General features: G+C 59.2%; 13 protein-coding genes. 2 read left to right on the plus strand and 11 right to left on the minus strand.

Annotation, left to right across the window (positions count from 1 at the left end; all coding sequences use genetic code 11):
- Positions 1 to 9 precede the first annotated feature (9 nt).
- The 10 genes from DIE16_RS29395 to DIE16_RS29440 all read right to left on the minus strand — a co-directional run bounded on the left by DIE16_RS29395 (position 10) and on the right by DIE16_RS29440 (position 12,374).
- Entirely contained in the window at positions 10 to 1,407 is a 1,398-nt protein-coding gene (locus tag DIE16_RS29395; RefSeq protein WP_257775641.1) for an oligosaccharide flippase family protein, read from the minus strand.
- Positions 1,408 to 1,430: 23 nt separating this feature from the next.
- Complete coding sequence (locus DIE16_RS29400; protein ID WP_124893932.1) at positions 1,431 to 2,381, minus strand: GDP-L-fucose synthase; 951 nt, start codon at positions 2,379 to 2,381, stop codon at positions 1,431 to 1,433.
- A gap of 5 nt (positions 2,382 to 2,386) precedes the next feature.
- Positions 2,387 to 3,505, minus strand: coding sequence for a GDP-mannose 4,6-dehydratase (gene gmd / locus DIE16_RS29405; protein ID WP_124893933.1), 1,119 nt, complete (start codon positions 3,503 to 3,505; stop codon positions 2,387 to 2,389).
- A 63-nt stretch (positions 3,506 to 3,568) separates the two neighbouring features.
- Positions 3,569 to 5,782 carry a polysaccharide biosynthesis tyrosine autokinase gene (locus DIE16_RS29410; protein ID WP_124893934.1) on the minus strand — a complete coding sequence of 738 codons (2,214 nt, stop codon included), beginning with the start codon at positions 5,780 to 5,782 and terminating at the stop codon, positions 3,569 to 3,571.
- Positions 5,783 to 5,784: 2 nt separating this feature from the next.
- Positions 5,785 to 6,225, minus strand: a complete 441-nt coding sequence (locus DIE16_RS29415; protein ID WP_124489097.1) for a low molecular weight protein-tyrosine-phosphatase — start codon at positions 6,223 to 6,225, stop codon at positions 5,785 to 5,787.
- The gene (locus tag DIE16_RS29420) at positions 6,222 to 7,313 is read right to left on the minus strand and encodes a polysaccharide biosynthesis/export family protein (RefSeq protein ID WP_260427351.1); all 1,092 of its coding nucleotides are present in this window, start codon (positions 7,311 to 7,313) and stop codon (positions 6,222 to 6,224) included. Before DIE16_RS29420 ends, DIE16_RS29415 begins: the two co-directional genes overlap by 4 nt.
- Positions 7,314 to 7,450: 137 nt before the next feature.
- Entirely contained in the window at positions 7,451 to 8,830 is a 1,380-nt protein-coding gene (locus DIE16_RS29425) for an undecaprenyl-phosphate glucose phosphotransferase (protein WP_124489099.1), read from the minus strand.
- Positions 8,831 to 8,875: 45 nt separating this feature from the next.
- Entirely contained in the window at positions 8,876 to 10,393 is a 1,518-nt protein-coding gene (locus tag DIE16_RS29430; protein ID WP_124893935.1) for a mannose-1-phosphate guanylyltransferase/mannose-6-phosphate isomerase, read from the minus strand.
- Between the two features lie 89 nt (positions 10,394 to 10,482).
- Entirely contained in the window at positions 10,483 to 11,457 is a 975-nt protein-coding gene (locus tag DIE16_RS29435; protein ID WP_124893936.1) for a GlxA family transcriptional regulator, read from the minus strand.
- A gap of 659 nt (positions 11,458 to 12,116) precedes the next feature.
- On the minus strand, positions 12,117 to 12,374 hold the full coding sequence (locus DIE16_RS29440) for a hypothetical protein (RefSeq protein WP_044846981.1): 258 nt from the start codon (positions 12,372 to 12,374) through the stop codon (positions 12,117 to 12,119).
- A 703-nt stretch (positions 12,375 to 13,077) separates the two neighbouring features.
- Between DIE16_RS29440 and DIE16_RS29445 the strand changes: the two genes are divergently transcribed.
- Entirely contained in the window at positions 13,078 to 13,539 is a 462-nt protein-coding gene (locus DIE16_RS29445) for a GDP-mannose mannosyl hydrolase (protein ID WP_059681343.1), read from the plus strand.
- Between the two features lie 68 nt (positions 13,540 to 13,607).
- On the opposite strand, the gene DIE16_RS29450 is transcribed toward DIE16_RS29445, so the two are convergent.
- Positions 13,608 to 14,651 carry a GlxA family transcriptional regulator gene (locus DIE16_RS29450; RefSeq protein WP_185640906.1) on the minus strand — a complete coding sequence of 348 codons (1,044 nt, stop codon included), beginning with the start codon at positions 14,649 to 14,651 and terminating at the stop codon, positions 13,608 to 13,610.
- A gap of 1,647 nt (positions 14,652 to 16,298) precedes the next feature.
- Between DIE16_RS29450 and DIE16_RS29455 the strand changes: the two genes are divergently transcribed.
- Positions 16,299 to 17,459 (plus strand): porin, encoded by a 1,161-nt coding sequence (locus DIE16_RS29455; RefSeq protein ID WP_124489102.1) that lies wholly within the window; start codon positions 16,299 to 16,301, stop codon positions 17,457 to 17,459.
- The last annotated feature ends 24 nt before the right edge of the window (positions 17,460 to 17,483 follow it).

Raw genomic sequence — 17,483 nt, forward strand, 5'->3', positions numbered from 1 at the left:
CGAGTCTCCTCAAGCAGACAGCGAAAAGCCCGCCCGCAATTTTTGCAGGGGCAAAACGATTGCAGCAGCGCTCAAGAATCCGATCGGTACCACGTGGTACGGGATCTCCGACAACAGATATCCGAGCAATATAATCAACCCTGAAATCGGTACTCCGATGGTAGCGAGCGGCCACAACTCCCGTAATTCGCCACGCGCGTCGGTAATCATTTCCCGAAGCATGATCAAGCAGCAGACAAAAACCGAAATAGCAGACGCAAGTGCGACACCAATCGCACCAAGCAAAGGTACTGCAATAGCAGATAGACCTAGCAACACGACCAGTTGTATCGATGTGGCAACCGTGACCCGACTCGGCCGCCCCGTTCCACGAAGATATGCGTTGAGCAGACCGACGAGCACGCCCACCGCCATCAAATAGACAAAGATCCGGAAAAATGGCACGGCGCCGCTCCACTGGCTGCCGAGAGTCAAACTGACGATGTCCGGCGCCGCCACGCAAAGGAATGTCGCAAGCACCAAGCCGATCGCGCCCAGATGGCTAAACAGGGCCAATGCATACCTTACCGCATGCTCTTTATCTCTCCGGGCCAATTCGGCAAAGTTCGGAAACAGGTACTGGTTAAGTGCAATACCGAAATCGGCCACGCCAAATTGGGCAAGGCGACTCGCCGTCTGGTATAGACCCAGAGTCTGTACGCCAAAGGTCTTGACCGTGATAAGCCGATCAAGTTGGTTGACGACCATCGTCAACAAGCTGCTCGCCCAGACCCAGCGGCCAAACCCCATGACCTCACCAAGCGGCGCCGTGTCGAAGTTCAGACGCGGTCGTGTGGAAAACACGACGTGCGACGCGATAGCCTTCAGTAACTCGGCCAGCGGAAGCGCCGCAAGCACCCATACCACGTCGTGATAGGCGAATGCCGCAACACAGGACATCACGAAGTCAACGACGACGAATGTCGTCGTCAACAGCGCGACCGTGCGAAACCGTCTTTCGCGTTGGGCGATCGCAACGCGCATGCTTGCCATGCATCGCGCAAACGGCACCAGCGCGACAAGTTGCAACAGCGTCGTGCTCTCCGGAATGCTCATCAGGCGCGCGATCGGCGCCGAAGTCACGAACAACACGACTGAGAGGATCGTGCCCCGCACTGCATTTGCCGTCCATAATGCATCCAGGCTGCGCTGATCCAGCAACTCACGTTGCTGGATCAGCGCATGACTCAATCCCATTTCGGTGAGAGATTCCGCAATCGACAGAGCCATCAGGGCCGCGGCAATCAGACCGATCGACTCCGGCCCCAACAAGCGTGCCAAAAGAAAGAACTTGAACGCCACCAGTAGGCGCGACACACCTTGTTGCGCGAACACCCAGGTCGCGCTGCTCTCGTCAAATCGCATCATCGTGGTTTGCCGTCTCTACCCGCTTAAACCCGTTCAGTCATCCGCGCTTCGGGACGCTGGAGAAAATCGCGGTAGGTCAAGGCCAGTCCTTCGTCGAGACCAATCTTCGCAGTCCATCCCAACTCGGCCAACTTGCTGACGTCGAGCAGTTTCTGCGGCGTGCCATCGGGCTTCGTCGCGTCGAATTCGATACGCCCGTCGAATCCCACTGCTCGCATAGCGGCGCGCGCCAGCTCCTCGATCGTGACATCCGCTCCGCATCCCACGTTGTACAGGCTCGAATCGATGTCCCTCTCCAAAGCGAAGACTGTCGCCTCAGCCATGTCATCGACGTGCAGGAATTCACGGCGCGCGCGACCGGTTCCCCACACCTGGAGCTTGTCCTTCCCTTCGAGATTCGCCTGGTGCGCCTTGCGCAGCAATGCGGGCAACACGTGGCTATTATTCAGGTCATAGTTGTCGTTCTGGCCGTACAGGTTTGTTGGCATCAGCGACACGTACTTCGTCCCGTATTGCCGGTTGTACGACTCGCAAAGCTTGATGCCGGCAATCTTTGCGATTGCGTACGGCTCGTTCGTCTTTTCCAGCGGCCCGGTCAGCAAATACTCTTCCTTGATCGGCTGCGGACATTCCCGCGGATAGATGCACGATGACCCGAGGAATACCAAGCGCTGAATCCCGGCCCGATAGGCGGCGTGAATCACGTTGGCCTCGATCATCACGTTAAGGTATAGAAAATCGGCTGGATAAGTGTCGTTCGCCAGAATTCCGCCCACCTTGGCCGCCGCAAGCACCACGACATCGATCGCACCGTCGCGGAAGAAGGCTTCCACGGCGGCCTGATCGGTCAAGTCGAGTTCGGAACGACGACGCGTCACCACGTTGCGATAGCCTTTCGCCTCAAGGTTGCGCACGATGGCCGAGCCGACCATGCCCCTGTGCCCGGCCACAAAGATTCGAGTGTCCTTGTCCATGACGCTCACTCGTTGTATTCGAATGTCTTGAAGCCGGCGAGGGTCACCAGCGCATCGCGTCTTGCAACCTGATAGTCCGCACGTACCATTTCAGTGACCAACGATTCGAACGAAGTGGTCGGCTTCCAACCCAGCTTTTCGTGAGCCTTGGTGGGGTCACCCAGCAACGTCTCGACTTCAGTCGGACGGAAGTAGCGCGGATCGACACGGACGATCACAGTGCCAGGCGTCACTTTTGCTTCCGAGCCTTCCACCTTTTCGACGATACCCACCTCGCTGACGCCTTCACCCTCGAATCGCACGGTAATGCCGAGTTCAGCAGCCGCGTGCTTGACAAACTCCCGGACGCTGTACTGCACGCCCGTCGCGATAACGAAGTCTTCTGGCTGCTCCTGTTGCAGCATCATCCACTGCATTTCGACGTAGTCGCGCGCATGGCCCCAGTCGCGCAACGCCGACATGTTTCCAAGGTACAAGCAATCCTGCAGGCCGGCTGCAATACGTGCGATCGCACGCGTGACCTTGCGCGTCACGAAGGTCTCGCCGCGCACTGGCGATTCGTGGTTGAACAGGATGCCGTTGCACGCATAAATGCCGTATGCCTCACGGTAGTTGACGGTGATCCAGTACGCGTACATCTTCGCGACCGCATACGGGCTGCGCGGGTAGAAGGGCGTCGTCTCCTTCTGCGGAATCTCCTGCACGAGACCGTAAAGCTCCGACGTCGATGCCTGATAGAAGCGGGTCTTCTTCTCGAGCCCGAGAATCCGGATTGCTTCAAGGATCCGCAGCGCGCCGATACCATCGGCATTCGCCGTATATTCCGGTTCCTCGAACGAAACGGCGACGTGACTCTGAGCGGCGAGGTTATAAATCTCGTCCGGCTGCACACGCTGGATAATGCGCACGAGGCTCGTCGAATCGGTCAAGTCACCATGATGCAGCACGAAGCGCCGGTCGGATACATGCGGGTCTTGATAGAGATGATCGATCCGGTCGGTATTGAACAGTGAAGCGCGACGCTTGATGCCATGCACTTCGTAGCCCTTGTTCAGCAGCAGTTCTGCAAGATACGAGCCGTCTTGCCCTGTCACGCCGGTAATTAAAGCAACTTTACGATTCATGATTCGATACTCCCAATTGGACGTGCCGCACGTGTCGATTTCAAACACATTCCGCGATGTTGTTCACTCTGAAACGCTTTCGTATCCGTAATACCCGGAGTAGTAGCTGCCGTAGCCGAATCGGTGCCGCGGTACGTCGGTCAACAACGCGCCCTTCAGCGCCGCTCCGCCACCACGCAAGCGGTTTGCGCATTCGATGAGTTCTGCGCGGGGGTGCTGTCCATGACGAACGACGAGTAGCGTCGCACCGGCATACCGTCCGATCACCGTGGAGTCGGTGACCGCCAGGACGGGTGGTGTATCGACGATGACAAGATCGTAGCGTCGCGACACTTCATCGAGGAGCGTCTTGAACTGATCGCTCAGCAATAGCTCGGCCGGATTCGGTGGCAAAGACCCCTTCGGAAGCAGATCGACGCCCGTCACGACGTCACGCTGGATTGCCTCGTCAAGATTGAACCCCGTAATGACATCGGATAACCCGGGCTGCTTTGACACCCCGAGATACGAGTGAACGTTGCCGCGACGCATGTCCGCATCGATCAGAAGCACGCGGGTACCGCTGCTTGCGATAACGGCCGACAAGTTCACGGACACGAATGACTTTCCGACGTCCGGCCGAGGGCCGGTTATCACGATCACGTTATTGGAAGCATCCAGCAATCCGAACTGCAATGCCGTTCTCAGACTGCGAATCCCTTCGGTCGCCAGATCCTCGGTCTCGAGCGACGCCAGCACGTGGGGGCCAGGTAGCCCACGATCCATTGCTTGTTGCAGGTTGATCTGTGCCTGGCTGTGCGGGATCGTCGCATATACGGGCAAGTCGATGGCTTTCTCGATTTCGTCGCTATGCTTCAAACCGCCAAACAGTGCATGCTTCGCGAACGCCGTCACAGTACCGATTACGAGCCCGAGCAACCCGGCCAACACGACGACGAGCGGGCGCTTAGGCTTCACCGGTTCATCGGCTACCACTGCGAAATCGACGACACGAACGTTACCGACTTGCCCTGCCTTGACGATGCGAAGTTGCTGCGCATTGTCCAGTAAGCTCGTGTAGAGCTCGGTATTCACGCGCACATCGCGCAACAGACGCAGTGCAGACTGCTCGGTATCCGGAAGCGTCAGCACGCGCTTGTTCAACCGATCCTGCTGTTCGTTGAGTGTTGCTATCTGTGCATTCAACCCTGCTAGCGCGGGGTGCTCGCCCGTAAAGCGTTGAGCCATTTCGACACGTTGCTGTTCCAGATCGACGAGCTTGGTCTTGCCTTCGACGATCTGTTGCAGCAAAAGTCGGCTCTCTTCGGTTAGATCGACCGTACCTTTTTTGTTGCGAAAAGCATTGTATTTGTCTTCTGACTGGTCAAGCTGTTTGCGCAACTGCGGCAGTTGTTGATCAAGAAACGCAAGCGTGTGCTCCGCCTCAGCCGACTTTCGATCGATATTCTGTTGCACATACGTGGATGCGATCGTGTTGAGGATCTTGGCTGTCCGTGCACTATCCGGGCCGTCGAGCGATGCACCGATCACGCCCGATTGCTTGGTCTTCTCGGCAATTACGAGACTGTCCTGCAATTGCTTGATCGTCGCCTGTGTCGATGCGCGACTGAGAACGAAGTCCGTGTTTGGTCGCGCACGAAGACTTTCGACCGTCAACTCCACCGGGCCGTATTGATCAACGCCATGCTCAACCCGGCCGACCGTCCCTTTCAGAACGACATCACCCTCCGGGTTCACGAGTTCGTAGTGGCCTTCATCCCGGGCAATCAGCTCGAACCTGGCACCGTAGCGTTCCTTTGGCACCTCGAACCGGGAGACTTCGATTTTTTCCCCTCCCCATGCGAAGTGTGTCAATCCGAACCAGGGGGATGCCAGTTTCTTGCTTCCTGCGATGCGTGCCAGCATCGCCCCAACCACCGGTAAATAGCGCGGTTGGACCGAAATATCCAGATGCAGCGCCTCCACCGTGTGACCAACGACGAGACGGGAACGAAGCAGCTCGATCTCGGCGTCGGCGGTTTGCTTCGTATCGAAAATCGATGCCAGCTCGCCCAACGCATTCTGCGTCGAGTTAGCGCTATCTTCGACCTGAATCATCACGTCGGCACGATAGGCCGGTCTCGCAACAAATGCGTAGACCGTCCCGAGTAGAAGTACAAAGGCAGCAATCGCGGAAATGAGTTTCCAGTTCTCCGCGACGACAGCGACATAGTCAGACAGATGGATCTCGTCACCGTCTTGCACGTCGATTATTCTGGATTTATTTACGGATTCCATAGTCAATTCTTGATCCGATTCATTTTGTCAACCCAACGCTTCATACTCTTTTCGATTTGATTCAGCGCCAATTCAAAAACCGATCGTCCTCGCCGGTATGGATCGATAACGTCGATCTTTTCGAACTCGCCGATACGAAAAACTCGGCCCTTCGAGAATGGATAGCCGGCTTCGATTCTTCTTCGCTGGCTCTCCGTCATCGTGAGAATCAGGTCCGCTGACCGCATGTGCTGCAGGTTCAAATCGATTGCGATGTGTTCACCAAGGTCAATACCGCGCTCAGCCATCAATTCGACGGCCAGTGGATCTGCGCGCCGCCCTGCCAGCGCCGAACATCCAGCTGATCCAACTCGAGCCGACGGCAATTCCCGGGCCAGCAGCGCTTGCGCCATCGGGCTCCGGCAAATGTTCCCTTCACACACGACGAGGATGTTGTCGATCATTTCGCCAACACTGCGCCGGTCAAACCTGCATTGATTGCGGGCAGCAGCAGGCTCAGCACGCGACTGACACGCACCAGCGCGTTACCGTCGACATACACGACATCCTTTGGCTGCAGTTCAAATTGGTTCGCTAGCACCATCGAAACTGGCGAGCGAGCATTGAGATGAAAAACCTGAGGGTTGGCTTCCGACGCTCCGCGAATCACGTACAACTGAGCAGCATCCGCACTGGCGCTATTCACACTGCCAGCCTGGGAGAGTGCATCACTCAACGTGAGCCGTCCGTTCCTCAACGGCAGTGCCGTAATTGGCTTGTTGACTTCGCCCATGACGAAAGCACCGTTGTCTTCTCGTGAGACGATGCGTAGCAGATCCCCGTTTCTAAGCAAAATTCTCGAGGGATTCACGTTTCGGTCCAGCATCCGCGTGAGGTCGATCCGGTACGACTTGCCATTCCGCACGACAACCATCCGGCTCTGGTCTGCCGTTGGATTGAATCCGCCCGCTCGGTTGATCGCCTCGTTCAACGTCATGGGGACATCATTGACTGCCACGACACCGGGTGTATGGACTTCTCCGTCGACGTAAACTTGCTTCGCCCGGAACGAAGAGACGCGCACCGAAACCTGCGGCCTCACAAAAACGCGTTGCAACGCGGACTGGACGGCGCGTTGAGCTTGTTCGATACGCATACCGGAAACATGCACGTTGCCGGCGTATGGAACCTGTACGTTGCCGTTATCGTCGATGACGAAGCCCTGAACAGGGTCGTTCGGCCGTGAGTTCGTCGACGTTTGCGCACCCTGTGCAACAGCAAGTTCGGGGTGATCCCAGACCGTGATCTGCAATACGTCACCCACGCCGAGCGTGTACGGCTCCGGTTTTCCTATCAGGTCTTCAAACTGCGTTTCGCCTGTCCGTTTCCCCTCCTCGCGCATCTCCTGAATCAACGCCATGTTGATATCAGTAATCGGAATATGAAGTTCCTGCTGCGACGTGTTTTCATCGCCAGCAGTCACCGGCAATGTCGCTTGCGACGACATACGCATACCCGGCGCCACAGCACACGCCGACAGCACCGCGCTCATCGTTGCACCGATCACGATTCGGGCGCCATGACGGCGAAATTCCGCTGCCCGGCTTTCGCGCCGATCCCAAATACATCTCATCTCGTCTTCCCCGGTTTATGTTTAGAGATGCGACAAATCACGACGTCGAAACCCGCTCAGTAAGCATTCGCATTCACCAACCCCTTCGCCACCGTCGCCAACACGATCCGCATATCCAGCGCGAACGACCAGTTCCGCAGGTAATAGAGGTCATACTCGACACGCTTCTGCATCTTCTCGAGACGATCGGTTTCCCCGCGATACCCGTTCACCTGGGCCCATCCGGTGATCCCCGGCTTGATCCGATAGCGATGGATGTACCCGTCGACGACTTTCTGATAAAGCCGATCGTGCTCGATCGCATGCGGCCTCGGCCCGACCACCGACATCTCCCCGCGCAGCACGTTGAGAAACTGCGGCAGCTCGTCCAGACTGGTTCGCCTGAGAAAGCGTCCGACACGGGTGATGCGCGAGTCGCTCTTCGTCGCCTGCGTGACCACGCCAGCCTGTTCGGCGTGCACGCGCATCGTGCGGAACTTCAGGATCTGGAACTTGCGCCCGTCCGCACCCTTGCGGTATTGCTTGAAGAACACCGGCCCGCGCGACGACAACTTCACCGCGATGGCGATCAGCACCATCAGCGGCATCAGCGCCACCAGCGCGACTGCGGCGAACAGGCGATCGAACACCTCCTTCTGCCACATCGCATGACGCGGAAGCGGCGACGCCACGAGATTGATCGCCGGCGCGCCGATGAGGTCGATCATCGCGCCGTCGAACAGCGCGACGCTGCGCACGTCGGGAATGAAGCGGATGTTCACGAGATCGTCGCCGAACGTATTGACGAACCGCAGAACGGTCGCCTCCTCCGACAAAGGCAGCGCGAGCCAGATTTCCTGGACACCGTTCTCCCGGACGAACTGCGCGAACGCGTCGAGCTCCGTGAATACCGGCAAGCGATGCGAAGCATTCGCGGCAACCGGGCGCAGGTCGAATACAGCCGCCGGCCGGAATCCGCTCGCCGGCGACTCCTCGATGTTTCGAACCACCTGTTGGCAGTGCTGAGCGTGTCCTACAACCGCGACACTGCGCAGGTTGATGCCCGCATGACGAACACTGCGCAGAAACAGATGCGTGCCGATTCGCGACGCGATCAGTGCGCCCCCAGTCATCGCGGTCCAGTACACGAACCACAGCCTGGAAATCACGTCCGAGCGATGGAGCGAGAACATCAACACGATCCCGCACGCCTGAACGACGAGCCACGCGAGCGAGATCTTCCCGCTCAACCTCAGCATCGACCGTCCCCGCCACGATTCGTACACGCCGAATACCGGAAACAGCACCAGCGTGAACGCGATCGCGAACGTGACGAGCGCGCTGTCGAAGTGCCCCTCGGAAACCGTCTGATAGCGAAATTGCGACGCAAGCAACGAGCCGGCGACGATCAACGCGATATCCACGAGTCGAGCCATCAAGCCTTGTAGACCGAACATTTCAATCTCCCGTCTGACGCCAACGATCACAGTCGAATCGGGGCATTACGCACGCCCGTACGTATCGTCGAACCGCACGATGTCGTCCTCGCCGAGATACGATCCCGATTGCACTTCGATGAGCTCGAGCGGCAACTTTCCCGGGTTCTCGAGCCGATGCGTCACACCAAGCGGAATGAAGGTGGACTCGTTTTCGCCGAGCATGAATTGCTCGTCGCCGCGGGTAACGAGCGCAGTTCCGCTCACGACGATCCAGTGCTCGGCACGGTGGTGGTGCAGCTGGAGCGACAATCGTCCGCCCGGATGCACGACGATGCGCTTCACCTGGAATCGGGCGCCGTGATCGATCGAGTCGTAGTAGCCCCACGGGCGGCGCACCTTCCGGTGCGTGTCGGCTTCCGGCGCCTGTTGCGCGCGGATCCGGTTCACGAGGCCCTTTACGTCCTGGACGCGCGAGCGGTCCGCCACCAGCACCGCGTCGGCGGTTTCGACCACCACCGCATTGGTCATGCCGACACATGCGACGAGCCGCCCTTCCGAATGCACGAAGCTCGAAGTCGCACCTTCGAACACGACTTTGCCGCGCCCGACGTTGCCGTCCGCATCCTTGTCGAGCGCCTCCCAAACCGCATCCCACGAGCCGAGATCCGACCAGCCCGCATCGAGCGGCACGACCACGCCCTCCACCAGGCTCGTGTCGGACACGAGGCGTTCCATCACCGCGTAGTCGATCGAATCCGACGGCGACTTGAGAAAGGCATCCTCATGCGGCCGGAAGAAAGGACCATCGTGCTTGCCGTGTACATGTGCCGCGAGGCATGCGGCGTGCATATCGGGCTGGAGCGTGCGCAACGTGTCGAGCCAGACGCTCGCGCGCACGACGAAAATGCCGCTGTTCCACCAGTACGAGCCCGATTCGACGTACTGCGCCGCGAGTTCGGCGGCCGGCTTCTCGACGAATCGCTCGATGCGGTGCGCACCGGCGCCAAGGGCCTCGCCGATCTTGATGTAGCCGAACCCCGAATCGGGCCGGGTCGGCGGCACGCCAAGCGTCGCGATCGCACCGCGCCGCGCATGCTCCACCGCGAGTGCAATCGCACGATGAAACGCGGCGGTATCGGCAATGGCGTGATCGGCCGGCATCGCGACGACGATCGCGTCCTTCCCGTCCGCACTGGCGGCAGCGACCGCCAGCGTCAGTGCGGGCGCCGTATCGCGCCGGGCCGGCTCGACGATGACGCGGGCATCGAGGCCGCTGGCCCGGAGCTGCTCCGCCGTGACGAAACGATGCTCGTCGCCGCAAACGACGATGGGCGCCGACACACCGCCTTCCTCGATCGAAAAGCCCGTCATGCGCTGGACGGTTGCCTGCAGCAGAGAATCCGCACCCAGTACGCCGATCAACTGCTTCGGATACTGTTCGCGCGACATGGGCCACAAGCGCGACCCCGATCCGCCCGCGAGAACGACGGGCGCGACGCTGACCTTCACGTCGACTGCGTCGCTGCGACCGGAGCCGACCGGTGCTGTTTCGCCGCGCTCTGTTTCGATGGATGCCGACATAATCTGCACTCCTATTCTCTCAGGCAATAATTCGATCTGAAAATCCGGGAATGAGCTCCGTCCCTTCGCCGAAGCTTATCCAGCCTTCTCTACAACTCCAGTTCCGTCTGGCTCGAGCGTGCCTGGAACCGGTATTCCGAGGGTGTCACGTCGAGGTGTCGCCGAAAAATCTTGGCCAGGCGATCACCGTTCCCCCACCCGCATTGCCGTGCGATCGTGCCGATCGGCAATTCGGTTTCCATCAACATCTGCACCGTGCGCTCCAGGCGAACCCGCAGCAGAAATTCGGACGGCGTCATGCCGATTTCCTGCTTGAAATGGCGCAGGAAGTTCCGTTCGCTCATTGCAGCAACCCGCACTGCATCGCTGACGGATATGGCTCTTCCACAGTTCTTGCGCAACCAGCTCGCCGTCGCGCGGACCCGATCGGCAGGCGTGCCATTGCGCACTTCACCCTCCTGCTCGGCCGGCTCGAATGCGTCGCCCAGCGCGAGCCGCGCCACAATGCCTCGCACCGCGTCGCCACCCAGGTCACGTTCGATGAGCGCCAATGCGGCTCTTGCCGGCTCGTAGCCGCCGCGACCCACGCGCACCGCATCCACTGCATCGATCACGTGCGAGCCATTCAGCGCCGCATCGATCAACATCCTGCCTTCGCCGATCGTCTCGACCATGCCCGCCTTCGGCAGCACGATCCGCAACCAGTCGATCACCCGGGCGTCGCGCGACGCGCGCCTCGCACCTTCGCCACCCGCGACGAAGAGCGCATCGAATGCGTGCGCCGAGCCCGCATCGCATGCGAATGTCCGCACGCTGATGGCCGACGACCAGACGATGTTTCCACCTTTCGACGAATAGAAGCGAATGTCGTACAGCGGAAGCCCTGTCGCGCGCGGCGCATAGATTTCATTGGCTACTTCGAACACCTCGAATACCGCGCCCGCCGCAAACAACGAGAACCCGTCGAAGACGACAACGCCGATATCCCGATTCCTGCGTGACCGCTTTCCCCCAACATCTGCTGCCGCTTCATCTCCCGAATGATCGACACTCGTGTGCGTCATGGCGTGCTCTCGGACAATCAGTCCAATCAACTTCGGTCGTCGTTTTTTACTCCGTTGCGACGCATCATACCGAGGGCGCCGAATGGCGTTTAAACACTGGCCGATTCGAACAAACAGTCGTCGGATTAGTCTGCGGGAATTCCCTGATCGGCCAAATGTTGGCGGTTTCCGACTACCTCGCGGCAGCGAAACGGATGACGAAGAGCTTGCAGAAACAGCGTCGCTCGCATGACGAGCGAGTGATATCCGACGGCAGTCGTTCGGTGATCGAAGCGTCGTGGTGCGCCCCACGGGGCGGTCAGGCGTTCGGCAAGATGCGCGGCACCTTCGTGCATGAATTGCGACAGCAAGCAATGTGGTGCGACATGATCATGTGCAGACGGGCATCGTCGTGGAGCAGTCGATTCGGCCTTGGGACTCGACAGTGCGGTGGCGCAACGCGATCGGCGTCGTTGACGATCAGCCTGCATCGATGCGTCGTATTCGGCCACGGGTGCCGCGCAAGGCCGATTAGCCCGGATCCGCCAGCCCGGCGCCTGGCGAAACGCGCTGACGACGCGATGCAGCAATCCGCCGCCCCTTCAGTTCCTTGTATTTTTTTGTTCGAGCCGGCCGGTACTCGCTCCAGCCGCATGACGACGCACATGCGAGCCGGGCGTCTACGACATAACCGCGCTCGCAACGAGCGACGCAATCGCCACGGGTAGCGCGAACAGCGCCGACAGCGCCATCCTTTTCAAGATTCTAGCTCGCGCCACCTCACGCGAGCCGCGGGCCCGGCGCGACTGAAATTCGAGCAGCAGCAGCCCCTGACCATGTCGTGCGCCGGCCCAAAGGCCGGACGCGGTGCTGAAGACGAGGTAGACGAGAATCCAGACGAAGCAAATCCTCGAGAAGATAAGAAGCGCGACGTTCATGGCGGCGATGCTCCGTTTTCGGCGAGATACCGCGCATCAGATGGCGCGCGGTTCGATGCCGATAGCGTACATTGCAATGCAGCATGCCGGACATGACAATTGATCCGACGATTCCGCCAACCGGTTACCGTACGTTTCCTCCGGGCGGCGCGCGACGCGAAGCACCGCGCGCGTGCAAGAATGTTCGCACTGCTTCGTAATGTTCGAAGCCAGGCCACACGGATCGTCTTGCGGATCCACGACTCGAACGACGGCGACTGACATTCACCGTACGTGCAGCTCGACCCGTGATGAATAAAAAGGCCTGCGTGCCACACGGCACGCAGGCAAAATTCCGAGGAGAGTTCCGGGGTGAACGCGTCTCCTCGAAAGGCCAGACAAAAGCGTAACGTCGAATCGACCGTTTCAAAACGAGATGGCGGCTTCGACCACGATCATGGCCGAATGAAAATGTATTGATGCACGCGCACACGTTTCTCGACGGGCATTGCGCCGTCACGCCCGATCCGCTTCCTGCAATTGGCGGATTGCTTCGGTGTTTTGGCCGACGAGCGCAACCTCGACTGGCCATGATGAGATTCGTGCAGACGGACATTCAACGTTCGCTCATCGCCGAAGCCGGCATGTCATCGTCGTGACCGAGTCGCCTCGAACGCGCAACGATGCCGGTGCACTTCGACAGACTTCCAGGAGCCCATCCGCCATGCTTCCGCTGGACACTTTCTTGCGCGTCGTCGACGCAACCCCGCTCGTTGCGATCGACCTGATCATCTCGAACGGCGATGGCGCGTATCTACTCGGTCACCGTGTCAATCGTCCCGCGCAGGGTTTCTGGTTCGTGCCGGGCGGCCGGATTCGCAAGAACGAGCGTCTCGACGATGCGTTCAATCGCATCGCGCGCGACGAACTCGGATGTAGCGGTCTGGAACGTGCGGATGCCGAACTGATCGGCATCTACGATCATCTCTACGAAGACAACTTTGGCGGCGAACCGGGCATCTCGACGCACTATGTGGTGATGGGATACAAGCTCCGGGGCAAGTTCGACCTCGTGTCGCTGCCGAATGCCCAGCACACTGCCTACCGATGGGCGACCGCCGACGAGATCGTCGCCGACCAAACGGTCCATTCGAATACGCGAACCTACTTCGGCACGTCCGCCTGAAATCGGGCGAACGCTGCTCCGGCGGACAAATCGACTACCCGACGCCGGTCGTTAGCCCGGCGCGGGCATCAAAGCGACGATGTACCGTTGCGAATGTCCGAGCCGCCGACCGACGCGAACATTCTGTCCCGAGCGGCCGCGCGATACTCCGTCGGCGACATCGACAGATGCTGACGGAACAGCTTGGCCAGCCGGTCTCCACTACCGAGGCCGACCCGCCGCGCGACCTTGTCGGCGGGCAAATCCGTCTCGACCAGCATGGAGCATGCCTTTTCGAGCCGCACCCGCAGCACGAATTCGGTTGGCGTCACGCCGATTTCGTTCTTGAAGCGCCGCAGGAAATTCCGCTCGCTCATCGCAGCGGCCTGCGCAGCATTGGCGATCGAGATGCGATTCGCACTGTTGGCTCGAAGATGCTGAGCGGCCGCGCGAATCAATTCACTGGCTCGCGCCTCCTGCGCCCCGAACAGGACGCTCGCAAATTTCCGGTTCGCCCCCGGCATCATGTACGAAACGATCTCTTGCGCGACTTCGTAGCCGGCGTCACGCACGACGATCGACAACGCGGCCGCGAACATGCCTTCGCCATCGTCGTCGGATGGCCCCGATTCGCCCGTACCGCCAACGGCAAGCACCGCCTGCGGCACGACTTCCGGAACTTTCTGGTTCAGGCGAATCGCCGTCAGCATTTCGGCGCCGGCATTGTCGCCCTTGACCACGCGGGCGCGCTGATGGGCATGCTGCAACCAGCTGATGAACGCATCGTCGAGGCCGCTTGCCCGCCCCTGTCCACCGAGCACGAACATGGCCTGCACACTGCTCGCATCGAGCGGGCGGGCCGCTTCCGTCCAGATCTGTACACCCGACGACGAACGAACGGCACCGCCGTGACTGGAATAAAGCCGCAATTCATAGCGATCGGCAAACGCGACGTTCACGCCTTCGAGCTGATTTGCCAGTTCGAATACCGCGGCCAGCCGGCCCATTTGCATGATCGAAAATCCGTCGAGCAGCAGGATGATGACGCTGTCCCGCCGACGACCGACGCTTCTTCCCCGGTCACCACTCACTCTGAACCCCGTAGTCGTTTCGTTCGGCGCTATTTGCATCATCTCGGCCTCTTAACAATTTTTTGCATTTTCTGCAGCGCATCATATGCGGCTAAATCGTCGGCCGATCCGTCGGTGTCCGATCCCGCCTCATTGTTGACGGAATCAGTCAAGGCGATGATATGGAACCAATTATTTGTTGATAATCAGGAATAGGAGCTGGCGTGACGGCACAAAGTCATGGAGATTTGATCCAGATCATTGACGAAACATTTTTGCAACACAACGAGCAGCGCATGTTTCACTCCGGAAATAGAACATGCGTTCAGTTCCTTACAGATCCTTACAGCATGGGTCATAAGGAATCGACGCGTTCGCGTTGTCCGCCGCCTCGACGGCTGGAGGGATGAGACAAAAAAATATGCGCAATGCCTCCCTCTGCGGGAGGGGATATTACCTTGCAAGCTTTACCATGCAAGCGCGATACGAAAAAATCATAGATGGCAAGCGCTTTAACGTTTGCCTATATTAAGTAAATTCTTCCAGATGCATTCGAAATATTATTTGACGATGATAGCCGAATTTCGGCAGATAAATCCGCGCGACTGGGAATGCCCGAATATTTCGTAACATCAAACCCGACGTGCGCCACGGCCCGCGCGTCACATCACCAGGGCCATCGGTTTCCGGAACATGCGACTCTGCCGCCGGCCGATCGTGATGCTTGCCGGGTCGTCGACCGCTCGAAGGCGCATGCGGCAACTCGCGAATCGGAGATATCGCCCTGCCAATCGCTAAGGAAACCGAATTGTCACGGGCGTGATCGTACGACGTGCGCGTTGACATCCGACGCTTGGCGGCGCCCGCCTCAACCAATCACGCTCGGGAATCGAATTCCTGCCGGCATGACTTCGGTCGCGATGATTGCTCTCGCTGTGAAGCATCGTCGAACAGGCTTTACATACACCATTCGATCGGACGGTCGACCCGCACATCGATCTCGCTCATCGTGCAGCGATTATCGGCTCGCCATCGTCTTCGAATTTTCCGGCCACTGATTCCTGCGTCTTCAACGCCCATAACCGGGAATTTTCCAATGTGGGACGCAGTTTGAAAACGCCTTCCTTCCCGGATGATGTCGCTTGCGGAACAACCATGAGTTAATACCGCAGCGCCTGTAGACCAAGCATGCAGAATGCACTGCACCCCAGCCTCGGAAATGAGCGTGTCTGCACCACCATCACTCGATGCGGTTTCCTTGCCGGTCCGACTCCGCACGTCTCGCCCCGGATCTTTCGATACGCCTCGGCACGGTTTCCCGAAGAGTCGGCACATACCCCGGACGATGAGGCTGCACGATGAACGAGAGTGCCGACTCCGCGCCGGCTCGCCCCGGACTCGCCAATAATAAAATCGAAAATCGCTCCCAAAAAACCATGAAGTCCGATTAAATCAAATCATTGGCGTATCACGACTATGTTATCCCGCCGCACCCTCATTTATTCATCGAAAAAAATCACCCTCCCTTCTCTCCGCAAACTCCACTTCGATCAAAGACATCGTCAATTCGACCAGCCTGCACGAACCGAAATGCATCACTCTCCGTTATTTTTTTGAGACACCTCGCCATTTTAATTTCGCACTATAAATCTCTCGATGTAGTCTGCTTCCGTTCATTTGAACGCAGGCATGCTTGCAAAAGGAGAGACCATGAAACACGCATTTTTTCCTGTCCTTGCGATCGCGTCGGTCACGATGGGCGGCGTAGCCCACGCGCAGTCGAGCGTGACGCTTTACGGGACGATCGACACGTCGCTCACGTACGTGCGCAACGCCGATGGCGGCAAGAACCTTTGGGCGCTCGGCAACAGCAGCGCCGGCAATCTGTCGGGCAGTCGTTGGGGGCTCAAGGGTTCGGAAGATCTCGGCGGCGGCCTGGCGGCGATCTTCCAGCTGGAAAACGGTTTCAATCCGAGTACGGGCGGCCTCGGTCAGGGCAGCCGCATTTTCGGCCGCCAGGCCTATGTCGGGTTGACCAGCAACCAGTATGGCTCGCTCACGCTCGGTCGCCAATACGATCCGCTGATCGACCTCGTGCAGCCGATTACCGCCGACAACTACTTCGGCAGCGTGTTCGCCACCGCCGGTGATGTCGACAACTACGACAACAGCTTCCGCGTCGACAACGCGGTCAAATACACGTCGCCCGTCATCGCCGGACTCCAGTTCGAGGCGATGTATTCGCTGGGCGGTGTCGCGGGCAGCACCGGCTCGAAGCAGTCGTATTCGGCCGGCGTGTCGTACGCCAACGGTCCGCTGAGTCTCGCCGGCGGCTACTTCTATGCAGCCAACGCGAATCCCGTCACGGGAAACCGCACGACATGGTCGAGCACGTCGGACGGCACGTTCGACGGCGCGATCAATACCGGCTACCAGACGGCCCATTCCATCGGCATCGCTCGGGTGGCCGGTCAGTACGTGATCGGCGCGTTCACCGTGGGCGCCGGCTACAGCAACGCCCAGTATCGACGCGACGGCGCATCGGTGTTCGCGAAGAACGAACACTACAACACCGCCCAGGGCTTCCTGAACTATCAGGCGTCCGCGGCGCTGCTCGTCGGGGTCGGCTACAGCTTCACGAAGTCGGGCGGCGACACCTCGGCGAACTACCACCAGGCATCCGTCGGTGCCGATTACAACCTGTCGAAGCGTACGGATGTCTACATGACGGCCGCTTATCAGCATGCAAGCGGGAATACCGGGGACGGTGCCGGCGGTGCGGTGCCGGCACAGGCGTCGATCGGTTCATACGGCTACAACGGCACGAAAAATCAGGCCCTGGTCAATCTGGGGCTGCGTCATCGGTTCTGATCGTCACTTCGAGGCGCCGACATG

The sequence above is a fragment of the Burkholderia sp. Bp9090 genome, from assembly GCF_003857985.1.
GTDB lineage: Bacteria > Pseudomonadota > Gammaproteobacteria > Burkholderiales > Burkholderiaceae > Burkholderia.

Coding starts and splice junctions, on each gene's coding strand:
- DIE16_RS29395 (WP_257775641.1), bottom strand. CDS start 1,407: ATGATGCGATTTGACGAGAGCAGCGCGACCTGGGTGTTCGCGCAACAA.
- DIE16_RS29400 (WP_124893932.1), bottom strand. CDS start 2,381: ATGGACAAGGACACTCGAATCTTTGTGGCCGGGCACAGGGGCATGGTC.
- gmd (WP_124893933.1), bottom strand. CDS start 3,505: ATGAATCGTAAAGTTGCTTTAATTACCGGCGTGACAGGGCAAGACGGC.
- DIE16_RS29410 (WP_124893934.1), bottom strand. CDS start 5,782: ATGGAATCCGTAAATAAATCCAGAATAATCGACGTGCAAGACGGTGAC.
- DIE16_RS29415 (WP_124489097.1), bottom strand. CDS start 6,225: ATGATCGACAACATCCTCGTCGTGTGTGAAGGGAACATTTGCCGGAGC.
- DIE16_RS29420 (WP_260427351.1), bottom strand. CDS start 7,313: ATGAGCGCGGTGCTGTCGGCGTGTGCTGTGGCGCCGGGTATGCGTATG.
- DIE16_RS29425 (WP_124489099.1), bottom strand. CDS start 8,830: ATGTTCGGTCTACAAGGCTTGATGGCTCGACTCGTGGATATCGCGTTG.
- DIE16_RS29430 (WP_124893935.1), bottom strand. CDS start 10,393: ATGTCGGCATCCATCGAAACAGAGCGCGGCGAAACAGCACCGGTCGGC.
- DIE16_RS29435 (WP_124893936.1), bottom strand. CDS start 11,457: ATGACGCACACGAGTGTCGATCATTCGGGAGATGAAGCGGCAGCAGAT.
- DIE16_RS29440 (WP_044846981.1), bottom strand. CDS start 12,374: ATGAACGTCGCGCTTCTTATCTTCTCGAGGATTTGCTTCGTCTGGATT.
- DIE16_RS29445 (WP_059681343.1), top strand. CDS start 13,078: ATGCTTCCGCTGGACACTTTCTTGCGCGTCGTCGACGCAACCCCGCTC.
- DIE16_RS29450 (WP_185640906.1), bottom strand. CDS start 14,651: ATGATGCAAATAGCGCCGAACGAAACGACTACGGGGTTCAGAGTGAGT.
- DIE16_RS29455 (WP_124489102.1), top strand. CDS start 16,299: ATGAAACACGCATTTTTTCCTGTCCTTGCGATCGCGTCGGTCACGATG.